Origin of the sequence: Nocardia carnea (assembly GCF_029868325.1) — a bacterium.
In the GTDB taxonomy this organism is placed as follows: Bacteria; Actinomycetota; Actinomycetes; order Mycobacteriales; family Mycobacteriaceae; genus Nocardia; species Nocardia carnea_C.
Window position 1 is genome coordinate 1 of record NZ_JARWNW010000122.1, and the last position, 12,390, is coordinate 12,390.

The window sequence follows — 12,390 nt, forward strand, 5'->3', positions numbered from 1 at the left end:
TAACTCGCAAGGGGGCGGGGGGGGGCCGCGCGGGCGGGGCCCTCATTCGGGGCCGGTTGCCATATGGACCCCGGTACCCGAGAGCGTTACTCCGGCCAACCCCCGTACGGGACGGTGATCAACTCCAGGTAGTGCCCGCTGGGATCCAGGAAGTACACGCCGCGTCCGCCGTCGTTGTGGTTGATCTCGCCGGGCGCATGCTGATGCGGATCGGCCCAGTGCTCGAGACCGTAGCGCCGGATCTTGGCGTAGGCGGTATCGAATTCGGATTCCGAGATCAGGAATGCGTAGTGCTGGCCCTGGATCTCGGTGATATGCGGCGGAACGTTCGCGAAATCGAACGTCACGCCGTTCGCAGTGGGCAGGGGAATGAACGGGCCCCATTCGGGGCCCGGCTCCAGCCCCAGGATATCGGCCCAGAATTCGGCCGATACGCGGTTGTCACGGCAACCGACGATGGTGTGGTTGAACTGAACGGTCAAAGGAAAATCTCCTCGGATCGTGACGATCCCGACCCCGGGCTCGGTACAAGGCGGCCAACGGGAGCACCGTCACGGCGAATCAGGATAGTCCGGCTCGGATCATGAGCAAACCCCCGCCGCGGCTTACCGTGGTCTCATGAGAATTCGTGGGGCAGTCCTGGAACGTATCGGCGCACCCGGACCGTACGCCGAATCGGAACCGATCACCGTCGGCGAACTCGAGCTCGCCGAACCGGGTCCCGGTGAATTGCTGGTGCGGATCGAAGCGGCCGGAATCTGCCATTCGGACCTCTCCGTCGTCGACGGCAACCGGGTCCGGCCGGTGCCCATGCTGCTGGGGCACGAGGCCGCGGGAAGGGTCGAGGCCGCCGGTCTGGACGCCGGGCTGCCCGTCGGGCAGCGAGTGGTGATGACGTTTCTGCCGCGTTGCGGTGAATGCGCCGGCTGTGCCTCGAACGGCCGGACCCCATGCGTACCCGGCAGCGCGGCCAACAATGCCGGTGAACTCCTGTCCGGCGGCCGCCGGTTGCACCGCGACGGCACCGAAGTCCATCACCACCTGGGAGTCTCCGGATTCGCCACCTATGCGGTGGTGGACCGCCGCTCGGTGGTTCCGGTCGATGACGACGTGCCGCCGGAGGTCGCGGCCGTCCTGGGCTGCGCCGTTCTCACCGGCGGTGGGGCACTGCTGAACTCGGCGAAACCGGCCGTCTCCGACCGCGTGATGGTGGTCGGCCTCGGCGGTGTCGGAATGGCGGCGGTACTGGTGGCGGTTTCGCTCGGGGTCCGCGAGGTGATCGCCGTCGATACCGTCCCGGAGAAACTGGCACTGGCCCGCGATTTCGGTGCCACCGGTGCCCATACGCCGGCCGAGGTCGCCGACCGGGAGATCCGGGCCGAAGTGGTGGTCGAGGCGGTCGGCTCGGCCCGGGCCTTCGAGAGCGCGGTCGCCGCGACGGCGCCGGGGGGTACCACCGTGACGGTGGGCCTGCCGTCGCCCGAAGCCCGAGCCAGTATTTCGCCGCTGGGACTGGTGGCGCAGGGACGCTCGATCGTCGGCAGCTACTTGGGGTCGGCGGTCCCCTCCCGAGATATCCCCGAGTACGTCCGCATGTGGCGGGCGGGCCGGTTGCCGGTGGAGAAACTGATCTCCGCCCGGATCGGGCTGCAGGAGATCAACCGGGCGATGGACGAACTGGCCGCCGGGCACGCCCTGCGTCAGGTGATCGTCTTCTGACGCCGGGCCGATCGCGAGGCCGATATTCGACACCGGCGCCGGGCAACGGTGCGGGCCGTCGTCGCGCGCGGCAATCAGTTCCCTGCCTGCGGTGCCGTTGACCGGGGCGCGGTCCGCGCCCGGTGCCGGGCGACGTTCACCCGATTGGCGCAGCGGTCGGAGCAGAACCGCCGCCGCCCGTTTCTCGAGGTATCGACGAAGACCCGCACGCATTCGTCCCGTGCGCACCGGCCGATCCGGTCGGGCGCCGCGCAGAACAGTTCGGCCAGCCCGGCGGCCGTATATGCCTTCACCCGTTCATCGATCGGGGCATCCTCGGCGGCGTAGTGCAGATGCGGTGCGCGCCCGTCATGTGTGGAGATGTAGGGGCGGCTCGTGGTTTCGGCCAGCAGCGCATTGAGCAGGTCGACACCGGGTGTGCGGAAGACCTCGCCGAGACGGCGGGTCCACCGGCGCAGGGCGGCGGCCTGCCGCGGGCTCACCGCGCCGATCGGCCGGTAACCGGCTTCGGCCAGCAGTAGCGCGAGGTCAGCGGTGGGGTCTGCGTTGACCAGCCGGACGGCGAGTTCGGCCGCCGCGCCACCGTAAGGGTTGAAATGCATAGAACCATTACATCAGGCTGGCGGTATGACGATCACCTGCTACGCCTGCGGCTGGCCCGCGCCCACTCTGCTGTCCGAGCACGGCGCGGTGCGCTATTGGCGTTGTGTGTGCGGGCAATGGCTGGTCAGCGAGGCAGATACGGTCACGGCCGCACCCGGAAACAGCGATTTCGCCGTGGTACCGGCCAGTTGACGCGCGTGGGACCTGCCTGTCCGTCCAGGGCCGGGGTCGACCGGCAGCCGGAGCCCACAGCGACCACGTCCGCGGCGCTGATCGCCGAGGTGGGTCCGCGGGAGTGCCGGTGGGCGGCGAATCCGGCTCGGGGACTTCGCTGTCTCGCGTCGCACGGCGAGAATGCCGAGGGGGCCGGTATCGCGACCGGGGGCGCGCCATAGACTCGGTGGATCCGACGATCAGGTAGGAGTGGTGAGGTGACGGCACCGATTCGGGTGGGTGTTCTGGGGGCGCAGGGCAAGGTCGGTCAGGCCATCTGCGCCGCCGTCGAGGCGGCCGGCGATCTCGAACTGGTCGCCACCGTGGACAAGGACGATCCACTGACGCGGTTCACCGAGACCGGCACCCAGGTCGTGGTGGATTTCACTCATCCCGACGTGGTGATGGGCAATCTGCGCTTCCTGGTGGACAACGGTATCCACGCCGTCGTCGGCACCACCGGATTCGACAGTGCCCGGCTCGACGAGGTGCGCGGCTGGTTGTCCGGCCGGCCCGAAGTGGGCGTACTGATCGCCCCGAACTTCGCGATCGGCGCGGTGCTGTCGATGCGGTTCGCCGAACAGGCGGCGCGGTTCTTCGAATCGGTCGAGGTGATCGAACTGCATCACCCGAACAAGGCCGATGCCCCGTCCGGTACCGCCTACCGGACCGCGGGGATCATCGCCGAAGCCCGTAAGAAAGCCGGTGCCGCACCCGTTCCGGATGCCACGACCACCGAACTCGACGGTGCGCGGGGCGCCGAGGTCGACGGGGTGCGGGTGCATTCGGTGCGGCTGGCCGGGCTCGTCGCCCACCAGGAGGTGCTGTTCGGCACCCAGGGGGAGACGCTGACCATCCGGCACGATTCCCTCGACCGCTCGTCGTTCGCGCCGGGCGTATTGCTGGGGGTCCGGCAGATAGGCGGGCGGCCCGGCCTCACCGTCGGGCTCGATCCGTTCCTCGACCTGTGAGCGAGACCGGCGGCGGGACCGCCGATTCCGGCCCGGACCGCGCGGTGCTGAAGGTTGTCGCCATGGTGGCCTTCCTGGTCGTGGCGCTGATCATCTACTTCCTGTGGCTGGGCCGGATCGCCGTGGAACTGCTGACCTCCGGGGATATCGCCGCCATCGGCCTGGGAATCGGGGTTCTCATCCTGCCGCTGCTCGGCGTGTGGATGGTCGTGTCCACTATCCGGTCGGCGCTGGATCATCAGCGGCTGGCGCGCCGCATCCACGACGAGGGGCTGGAATTGGAGATCGACGATCTCCCACGCCGTCCCTCCGGGCGGATCGAACGGGCGGCCGCGGACGAGTTGTTCCTGACGGTGAAACAGGAATGGGAAGCCGACCCCGACAATTGGCGGGTCTCCTACCGACTGGCCCGCGCCTACGACTACGCCGGGGATCGGGCCCGGGCGCGCAGCACCATGCGCCGCGCGGTGGAACTGGAACGGCACGAACGAGACTCGGGTAGCCGATAGCGGCTCGGCGGACCACCGCCTCGCCCGCAGGGGAGGTACCCGCCGGGGCCGGGCACCCCGGCTAGGCTCGCCGGTGTGCCGACGTTGCTGATCATCCATCACACACCGTCGCCGTTCATGCAGGCGATGTTCGAGGCCGTGGTCTCGGGGGCGACCGATCCGGAAATCGAAGGGGTGGAGGTGGTGCGCCGGGCGGCGCTGGCCGTATCGCCGGCGGATGTGCTGGCGGCGGACGGGTACCTGCTCGGCACCCCGGCCAACCTCGGATACATGAGCGGCGCTCTCAAACACGCCTTCGATGTCATCTACTACCCCTGCCTCGATTCGACCCGGGGCCGGCCGTTCGGGCTCTACCTGCACGGTAACGAGGGCACCGAGGGAGCCGAGCGCGGCGTCACCTCCATCACGACCGGTCTGGGATGGGCGAAGGCCGCCGACTACGTGGTGGTGTCGGGTAAGCCGGGCAAGGACGACCTCGAAACATGCTGGGAACTCGGCGCGACGGTGGCGGCACAGCTGATGGAATAGGCCGATTCGGCCGCACCGGACCGGCGGTTCCCCTGAAATCGGGGGCTGACCTCGGCGCGCGCACAACGCCATACTGCTCTGGACGGGGGTGTGCCTGATGGGAGTTGTGTAGTGACGGACAGCGTCGGAGACCGGAGCGGGCCGCGCCGGATCGGTCTGGTCGAGGACCACGAATCGGTGGCGATCGGCCTGGTGGCGATGCTCGAACCCGAGCCGGACCTGGAATTGGTGGTGACCGCGGGCACGGTGGCCGGATTGCTGGCCGAACCGGCCTGCCGGATCGAGGGTGTGCCGGCGCTGGACCTGGTGGTGCTGGATCTGCGGCTCGCCGATGATTCCACGCCCGAGGACAATGTGGCGACCCTGCGTGAGCACGGCGTCGAGGTGCTGGTCTTCACCGGCGCCGACAATCCGTATCTGGTGCGTTCGGCCGCCCGCGCGGGAGTGCTGGGTGTGGTCCGGAAATCCGAGGATGTGGCGACCGTGGTCGGCGCGGTCCGCCGCGCCGCGTCCGGAGAGCAGGTGGTGACCACCGATTGGGCCGCCGCCATCGACGGCGATCCACAGTTGTCCAGCGTCGGATTGAGTCCGCGTCAGGAAGAGGTACTCACGCTCTACGCGTCGGGGGAGAAGGCCTCGCGGGTGGCGCGCCTGACCGGGCTCTCCGAACAGACCGTGAACGACTATCTGGGCCGGATCCGGCAGAAGTATGCCGACGCGGGCCGGCCTGCGCCCACCAAGACGGACCTATACAAGCGGGCGGTCGAGGACGGCTGGTTGCCGGTTCCCGAACATCGCCGGTCATGAGCGCGGCCTCCTCCGTCGAGGCGCCGCGGCGCCCGGCGTGGTGGCTGCAGCGGCCGCGGGACCTGTGGTCGGTAACGACAGCGCTGATCCGTTCGCGTAATGCCGCTCCCGAACTGGCCGCCGACCGGGTGGTCCGGCGGTTCGGCCTGGTGATCGGGCTGGTCGGCACGATCGCCGCGGTCCTCGAGTTGCCCGAGATCATCGTGCAGCATCGCCCGGTCCCGTTGGCCTGGACCGTGATCACCTTCGCGGTCGCCTTCGGCATGCTGCCGGTACTCGCGGTGGTTTCGCTGATCGCGGGGGCACGGCTGGTGCGGGTGGTGGCCGGCGCCGCCGCGCTGGGCTATCTCGCCGGGATGGCGCTGGTGATGCCCTATTACTACGAGATCGCGGAAGCGCCGGGACTGATCTGGGCGCATCGTCTGGTCATGATCGGTGTGCTGGCGGCGGCGGTGGCCTGGCGGCCGTGGCTGTCGGTCGGCTACCTCGTGGTCACCGCGGCGACGCCGGGCGTCGCGCTGTATGTGATGTTCGACGACACGACGGTGCTGTCCGTCGTGGAGAACGTCACGCGCAATGCCGGGTTGTGCCTGCTGTTCCTGTGGTGTGTGGTGCATGCGCGCGCGGCCGGTGCGCGGGTGGACCGCGAATCGGTGATCGCCGGCGACCGCGCGGCGGCGGTCGCGGGGACGGCGGCCAGGGAGCGGGAACGGGCACGCTTCGCCGTGCTGATCCACGATGCGGTGTTGTCCACGCTGCTGGATGCCTCCCGCTCCGGTGCCGGCGGCACATCCGCGGTGCTGCGGCAGCAGGCGCGCCGCACCCTCGACCAGCTCGACGCCACCCGGTTCTCCGGTGCCGATACCGGGTTGCTGGACGCGAGCTCTGCCGTCGGTTTCCTGCGCGCCTCGGTGCACGAGGTCAATGCCGGTATCGAGTTCACCGTGCATCGCGGCGGTAACGACAGTGAGCTGCGGATGCCGTTGTCCGCGGCCGGTCCGCTGGCCGCGGCACTGGCCGAGGCGGTGCGCAACAGTCTGCGGCACGCCGGGGTTCCCGGCCGCCGGGTACGCCGCGAGGTGACCGCGACTGTCGGTGCGGGCGGGCTGCTGGTGGTGTTCCAGGATGACGGTGCGGGTTTCGACCGGTCGTCGGTGCCCGCCGATCGGCTCGGCATCTCGGCGAGCATTCTGGGCCGGATGCGGCAGCTGCCCGGTGGCGCCGGCTTTGTGGAATCGGAACCGGGACAGGGGACAACAGTCACCTTGATGTGGGGTAATGCGGGAAGCGTCGACGATGATCGGGAAAAGTAGCGCATACGACGGGCCGCACACGGGGGTTCCCGGACGGGCGGGCATCGGTGAGCGAGACGTGGATTTCGAACTACGCTCCCTGCTGGGTATGCGCGGCCGGTCCGGCTGGGTGTTCCGGGTGGGTCTGGCGGCGACCATCACGCTGTATATGACCCCGGCGTTGAACGATGTCCCGGTCGCGCAGTTCGTCGTCGCGATCGCCGCGATGCTCGGTGCCGGGGCGATCCTGGTACTGCTGCCCGGCGACCCGCTGCCGTGGCCGGCCACTGCCGCGGTGATCGCGGCGGGGCCGGTGGCGGTGCTGGCGACGCATCTCAATTTCGCCGAGGGCGCCGTGCGCCAGCCATGGGCGGCCTTCGCCGCGTCCTACGTGCTGGCGGTGCTGGCGGTGCGCGGCCGGATCGCCGCGGCCTGGGTCGGGGCCGCGGCAGTGGCGGTAGCGGTCGGCTTCGTGGATATCGTGCTGGATATTTCGGTCGGGTCCCTGTTCATATCGATCCTCGCGCTGGCCTGCCTGGCCGGGGCCACGGTGTGTGCGCTGATCCTGCGGCCCACCCAGCGTTCGCTGCGACTCCTGCACGATGATGTCGCTATGCGGGCGGCGGCCGAGGCGACCATGGCGGCCGAGCATTCCGAACGGATCCGCCAGCTGAGCCGGTTGGACGAGCTGGCCAGGCCGATGCTGGAGCGGATCGCCCGCGGTGTCGAACTGACACCGGCCGATCGGGAGGTGTGCCGCCTGCTGGAGGCCGAACTACGCGACGGCCTGCGGGCGCCGCAACTGGTCACCGATCAGCTCAATGCCGCGGCACGTGGTGCGCGGTCGCGCGGGGTGGAGGTGCTGCTGCTCGACGACGGCGGGTTCACCGGCGCCGCGGCGGCACTGCGCGCGCGGGTGCTCGAGCTCGCCGTACGCGAACTCGATGCCGCCAATGCCGGGTCGGTCACCATCCGGGTACTCCCGGCCGGGCGGCGAAATCTGGCGACCATCCTGGCGAGCGCCCCCGGCGGCGACCGGCGTACCGAGATCGGCAGTACCGGCGAGATCCTGGTCTCGACCTGATCAAGGCGCGGTGTCGTCGCGTTTACCGGTGCCGTAGCCGCCCCGCATCTGATCGCGCAACGCGCCGGAGACCACACCGGCCATCCAGGAGTTCAGGGATTGCCCGCTCTGCGCGGCGGCCTCTTCGGCCCGGGATTTCACCTGTTCGACCAGCCGCAGGGTCACCCGGCTGATATCGCCGGTCATTTCCTCGAAGCTGGGGTTGTCCCCGGCCGGGGCGCGACCCACCTCGATCGTGGCTTCGTCGTCGTGCAGCGAAACACGGACGGTGCGGTCACTCAGCTCGGTCGAGACGGTATCGGCGAGTTCGGTCAGCGCGGCGAGCAGGGCCAGCCGGGCCGAGTTCTCCACCGCTTTGGCGAGCGCCTCGGCCGTGGCCTGCGTTTTCTCGTCGCCGAGGGCGGCCGCGGCGATCAGGTCGTCGCGAATCCGGGCGGTGTATCGGGTCAGATCCATGACATCAGTGTGACGCCATTCCTGATGCCATACAAGTCCCTGATAGACGCCACGGAGATGCCGGAGTGATGTCACCACCTGCTCCGGCGGCCCAGAACACCGACGAGGGTGTCGAGGGCTGCCCGGTGACCGGGTAGCCTTTCTGACCATGACGAACGGTGAATCGATGCCTCCGGTGTTGAGCGCGTCCGGCACGGTAGGTGTCGCGATGGTGACCCCCTTCAGCGCCGAGGGCAAGCTCGACATAGACACCGGCGTCACCCTTGCGCACCGTCTGGTCGAGCGGGGTGTCGACCTGCTCGCGATCTCCGGTACCACCGGCGAATCGCCGACCACCACCGAATCGGAGAAGGCGGACCTGCTGCGGGCGGTGGTGGATGCGGTCGGTAACCGGGCCACCGTTATCGCCGGTGCCGGAACCTACGACACCGCGCATTCGATCGAACTCGCCCGCAATGCCCAGCGCGCGGGCGCACACGGCCTGCTGGTCGTGACCCCCTACTATTCGCGGCCGACCCAGGAGGGTCTGTTCGCACATTTCACCGCCGTCGCCGATGCCACCGATCTCCCGGTGACCCTCTACGACATTCCGCCCAGATCGGTGGTACCGATCGCCTCGGATACGATTCGTCGGCTCGCCGAACATCCCCGGATCGTCGCGGTCAAGGACGCCAAGGGCGATCTGAACGCCGGTGCTGCGCTCATCGCCGAAACCGATCTCGCCTTCTACTCGGGCGACGATATGTTGAATCTGCCGTGGCTGGCGATGGGGGCGGTCGGCTTCATCAGCGTTATCGGCCATCTGGTTCCGGAACGGCTGCGGGAGATGGTGGACGCGTTCGCCGCCGGTGATGTGGTGCGTGCCCGCGATATCAACACCAGCCTGCTCTGGCTCAATGCCGCAATGGCGCGGCTCGGGGGAGTGGCTATGACGAAAGGTGGGCTCCGATTGCTCGGCGTCGACGTCGGCGAACCTCGGCTGCCACAGATCATGCCGAGCCCCGAACAGCTCGAGGATCTGGCCGCGGACCTGCGTGCCGCCGGGGTGCTCGAATGACCGACCCCGCCCCGCGCCGTCCCCGGCGCACCGCCCGCCGCAGCGCCGGTCCCGCGACGCCCGCGCCGGCCCCGCAGCCCGAACCCGCCCGCGCTCCACAGCCGGCGGAACCCGCGGCACCACCGGCCGCCGCCGAACCCGCGGCTCCGGCCGCACGGGAACCCGAGACGGCTGCGCGGGCACCGGAAACCCCGGCGGCACGCCCGGAAACGACACCGGAGCCTCGTTCCGCCCGGGACAAACCGCGCCGGGGCAAAGGACGCCAATCCGGGCGGGGCCGCGGTGATTCCGCCCGTTCCGTTCCCGCGGTGCCCCCGGAAACCGCCGCGCAGGACCGGCTCCCGCTGCCGCCGAAGCTGCCGCGTAATGGGCTGCGAGTATTCGCGCTCGGCGGTATCGGCGAAATCGGCCGCAATATGACTGTTTTCGAATACGGCGGCACACTGCTCATCGTCGACTGCGGTGTGCTGTTCCCCGAGGATCAGCAGCCCGGCGTGGACCTCATCCTGCCCGATTTCCGGCCGATCGAGGACCGGATGGACGATGTGGCCGCGGTGGTGCTCACCCACGGGCACGAGGACCATATCGGCGCCATACCGTTTCTGCTGCGCCTGCGGCCCGATATCCCGGTGGTGGGTTCGAAGTTCACCCTCGCCCTGGTCGCCGCGAAATGCCGGGAACACCGGTTGCATCCGCGGCTCGTCGAGGTCACCGAGGGAGAACGCAGCGAACACGGGCCGTTCGATTGCGAGTACTTCGCGGTCAACCATTCCATCCCGGATGCACTGGCGGTGGCGATCCGGACCCCCGCCGGGACGATCCTGCACACCGGCGACATCAAACTCGACCAGCTTCCGCTCGACGGCCGGCTGACCGATCTCGCGGGATTCTCCCGCCTCGGCGACGAGGGCGTGGATCTGTTCCTCGTCGATTCCACCAATGCCGAAGTCCCCGGATTCGTCACACCCGAACGGGAGATCGGCGGCGTCCTGGACACCGTGATCGGCAAGGCGCGCAGCCGGGTTATCGTGGCGTCCTTCGCCAGTCATGTGCACCGGATCCAGCAGGTCGTGGACGTGGCCCAGAAATACGGCCGCCGTATCTGTTTCGTCGGCCGGTCGATGGTGCGCAATATGCAGATCGCGCAGGACCTCGGCTACCTCACGGTGCCCGACGGTCTGGTCGTCGATCTCGACCAGGCCGCCACCCTGCCGCCCGGCAAATTGGTCCTCATCTCCACCGGCTCCCAGGGCGAACCGCTCTCTGCGCTGTCGCGGATGGCACGCGGTGATCACCGCCAGATCCATATCCGCGCCGACGATCTGGTGGTGCTGGCGTCCTCGCTGATCCCGGGTAACGAGAACTCGGTGTTCACCGTGGTCAACGGGCTGGCCCGGCTCGGCGCGACGGTGATCACCCAGCAGAACGCGAAAGTGCATGTCTCCGGGCATGCTTCGGCCGGGGAACTGCTGTACCTGTACAACGCCGTACGCCCGACCAACGCCATGCCGGTGCACGGAGAATGGCGGCATCTGCGCGCCAACGCCGCACTCGCGGTCGCCACGGGAGTCCCCGAGGAGCGGGTGGTGCTCGCCGAGGACGGCGTGGTCGTGGATCTGGTCGACGGGATCGCCTCCATCGTCGGCCGGGTGCCGGTGGGGCATGTCTATGTCGACGGCCTGTCGGTGGGCGATGTCGGCGAGTCGACCCTGTCGGATCGGCTGGTCCTCGGTGAGGGCGGATTCATCGCCATCACCGTCGCCGTCGATGCGACCACGGGTAAGGCGGTGAGCACGCCCGAGGTGAGCGGCCGCGGTTTCTCCGATGATCCCAGCGCGCTGGCCGAAGCCGCCGAACTGGTGGAGGCCGAACTCCTGCGTCTTGCCGGTGAGGGCGTCACCGACACCCATCGCATCGCGCAGAGTGTGCGCCGCGTCGTGGGGCGCTGGGTTGCCGATACCTACCGTCGCCGTCCGATGATCGTGCCGACCGTACTCGGCGTCTGAGACCGGCCCACCGGCACGCGGAACGTCCGGTGGGTACAAGCGCGGAAAACCGCCGGTGGGCAGTGCCCTCCGGCGGTTTTCCTTTGTCCGGTACCGGTCGTGCGGATCAGGCTTCGGGCTGGCAGGCCGCCGAATCGAGCTCCGCGGACTTCACGATATTGCACGCGAAATCATGCGCGATCTTCCACTGATCGCCCTCGGCGACGAAATCGACCGAAGCGTTCTCGACCGGGCTGCCGGCGATGGTGACCTCGGCATCCGCCTTCACCTTGCCCTCGGCCGGCTCCCCGACATTGGTGATCTTCACCGTTACTTCGTTCTTCTTCGCCGCCTCGACGAGCTTGTCGACCAGCTGCGGATCCTGTTCGGCATCCTCGATGAAGGCCAGCTTCTCGTCTTCACTCACCGCACCGTCGAGCGCCCGGGTGAGCTTGTCGTTGAGTTCCTCGACCGTGGGCTTGGGCAGGTTCGGAGCCGCCGTGGTGGTCGGTGCCTTGCCCTCCTCACGTCCGTCCTGGGTTTTACCCGATTCGAACTCGGCGGCGGCTTCGGTACTGGTGGCAGCCGCGTCGGTCGAGGATTCCTCGGTGGACGAGCAGGCGGTGAAGGTGAGGGCGGCGGCGGCCATCGTTACGGCGGCCACGACCCGGAATGGACGGATTTTCACAGTTCTGTTTCCCCTACGCAGGTGATCGGCGAATTCGGCGCCGGCCGGAAAAGGTGGTCGGTACGAACTCACAGGTCGTAGCCGGAAGTGCAGTTCCAGTGCTCGATGTAGGCGTTGCCCGGGTTGTTGGCCAGCGCCTCGGACCGCGCCGCGGACCGGGTCGAACCGGATCCGTAGCTCAGCCAGTTGTCCGACACTGCGAGTGCACCGCAACCGTTGCGCCAGGAGATCTTGGCGACGCAATCGGCGGCGCCGCACCGGTCCTCGGCGGCCGCTTCGGCTTCGGAGTAGCTGTCGTAGTCGTAGGACCATCCGTAGTTACCGGTGGACAGCGAAACCGCGATGGCGCCGTAGTTACTGCTGTACTGCGCGTGCGCGGGTGCCACGGAAGCGGCGAACATAGAACCGACGGTCGCCACCAGAACGGCGGCAACGGTGAGAATCTTCTTCAATGGTGTTCCCATTCTGTGTGTATCGG

15 protein-coding genes are annotated in these 12,390 nt (G+C 68.6%); 10 read left to right on the top strand and 5 right to left on the bottom strand.

Annotated elements, in window-relative coordinates:
- Nucleotides 1-86: 86 nt before the first annotated feature.
- A complete protein-coding gene (locus QH196_RS08630; RefSeq protein ID WP_280415235.1) occupies nucleotides 87-482 on the bottom strand; it encodes a VOC family protein in 396 nt (131 codons plus the stop codon).
- Nucleotides 483-618: 136 nt separating this feature from the next.
- On the opposite strand from QH196_RS08630, the gene QH196_RS08635 reads away from it, so the two are divergent.
- On the top strand, nucleotides 619-1,719 hold the full coding sequence (locus QH196_RS08635) for an alcohol dehydrogenase catalytic domain-containing protein (RefSeq protein WP_280415236.1): 1,101 nt from the start codon (nucleotides 619-621) through the stop codon (nucleotides 1,717-1,719).
- 74 nt (nucleotides 1,720-1,793) lie between these two features.
- On the opposite strand, the gene QH196_RS08640 is transcribed toward QH196_RS08635, so the two are convergent.
- On the bottom strand, nucleotides 1,794-2,321 hold the full coding sequence (locus QH196_RS08640) for a CGNR zinc finger domain-containing protein (RefSeq protein ID WP_280415237.1): 528 nt from the start codon (nucleotides 2,319-2,321) through the stop codon (nucleotides 1,794-1,796).
- 25 nt (nucleotides 2,322-2,346) lie between these two features.
- Here QH196_RS08640 and QH196_RS08645 point away from each other — a divergent pair, with 25 nt between their 5' ends.
- The 7 genes from QH196_RS08645 to QH196_RS08675 all read left to right on the top strand — a co-directional run bounded on the left by QH196_RS08645 (nucleotide 2,347) and on the right by QH196_RS08675 (nucleotide 7,726).
- Nucleotides 2,347-2,514, top strand: a complete 168-nt coding sequence (locus tag QH196_RS08645; RefSeq protein ID WP_280415238.1) for a hypothetical protein — start codon at nucleotides 2,347-2,349, stop codon at nucleotides 2,512-2,514.
- Between the two features lie 239 nt (nucleotides 2,515-2,753).
- The gene (gene dapB, locus QH196_RS08650) at nucleotides 2,754-3,506 is read left to right on the top strand and encodes a 4-hydroxy-tetrahydrodipicolinate reductase (protein ID WP_280415239.1); all 753 of its coding nucleotides are present in this window, start codon (nucleotides 2,754-2,756) and stop codon (nucleotides 3,504-3,506) included.
- A gap of 62 nt (nucleotides 3,507-3,568) precedes the next feature.
- Complete coding sequence (locus tag QH196_RS08655) at nucleotides 3,569-4,015, top strand: hypothetical protein (RefSeq protein WP_280415263.1); 447 nt, start codon at nucleotides 3,569-3,571, stop codon at nucleotides 4,013-4,015.
- Between the two features lie 75 nt (nucleotides 4,016-4,090).
- A complete protein-coding gene (locus QH196_RS08660) occupies nucleotides 4,091-4,543 on the top strand; it encodes a flavodoxin family protein (RefSeq protein ID WP_280415240.1) in 453 nt (150 codons plus the stop codon).
- A 111-nt stretch (nucleotides 4,544-4,654) separates the two neighbouring features.
- Entirely contained in the window at nucleotides 4,655-5,350 is a 696-nt protein-coding gene (locus QH196_RS08665; RefSeq protein WP_280415241.1) for a response regulator transcription factor, read from the top strand.
- A complete protein-coding gene (locus tag QH196_RS08670) occupies nucleotides 5,347-6,663 on the top strand; it encodes an ATP-binding protein (RefSeq protein ID WP_280415242.1) in 1,317 nt (438 codons plus the stop codon). The genes QH196_RS08665 and QH196_RS08670 overlap by 4 nt, the downstream gene beginning before the upstream one ends.
- 58 nt (nucleotides 6,664-6,721) lie before the next feature.
- The gene (locus QH196_RS08675) at nucleotides 6,722-7,726 is read left to right on the top strand and encodes a hypothetical protein (protein WP_280415243.1); all 1,005 of its coding nucleotides are present in this window, start codon (nucleotides 6,722-6,724) and stop codon (nucleotides 7,724-7,726) included.
- Here QH196_RS08675 and QH196_RS08680 read toward each other — a convergent pair whose 3' ends face one another.
- Entirely contained in the window at nucleotides 7,727-8,182 is a 456-nt protein-coding gene (locus tag QH196_RS08680) for a hypothetical protein (protein ID WP_280415244.1), read from the bottom strand.
- 148 nt (nucleotides 8,183-8,330) lie between these two features.
- Between QH196_RS08680 and dapA the strand changes: the two genes are divergently transcribed.
- Together dapA and QH196_RS08690 are read left to right on the top strand one after the other, a co-directional pair.
- The gene (dapA, locus tag QH196_RS08685; protein WP_280415245.1) at nucleotides 8,331-9,239 is read left to right on the top strand and encodes a 4-hydroxy-tetrahydrodipicolinate synthase; all 909 of its coding nucleotides are present in this window, start codon (nucleotides 8,331-8,333) and stop codon (nucleotides 9,237-9,239) included.
- Nucleotides 9,236-11,245 carry a ribonuclease J gene (locus tag QH196_RS08690; protein WP_280415246.1) on the top strand — a complete coding sequence of 670 codons (2,010 nt, stop codon included), beginning with the start codon at nucleotides 9,236-9,238 and terminating at the stop codon, nucleotides 11,243-11,245. Before dapA ends, QH196_RS08690 begins: the two co-directional genes overlap by 4 nt.
- A gap of 106 nt (nucleotides 11,246-11,351) precedes the next feature.
- Here QH196_RS08690 and QH196_RS08695 read toward each other — a convergent pair whose 3' ends face one another.
- A complete protein-coding gene (locus QH196_RS08695; RefSeq protein WP_280415247.1) occupies nucleotides 11,352-11,912 on the bottom strand; it encodes a hypothetical protein in 561 nt (186 codons plus the stop codon).
- Nucleotides 11,913-11,980: 68 nt separating this feature from the next.
- Entirely contained in the window at nucleotides 11,981-12,376 is a 396-nt protein-coding gene (locus QH196_RS08700) for a DUF4189 domain-containing protein (RefSeq protein ID WP_280415248.1), read from the bottom strand.
- Nucleotides 12,377-12,390 lie beyond the last annotated feature (14 nt).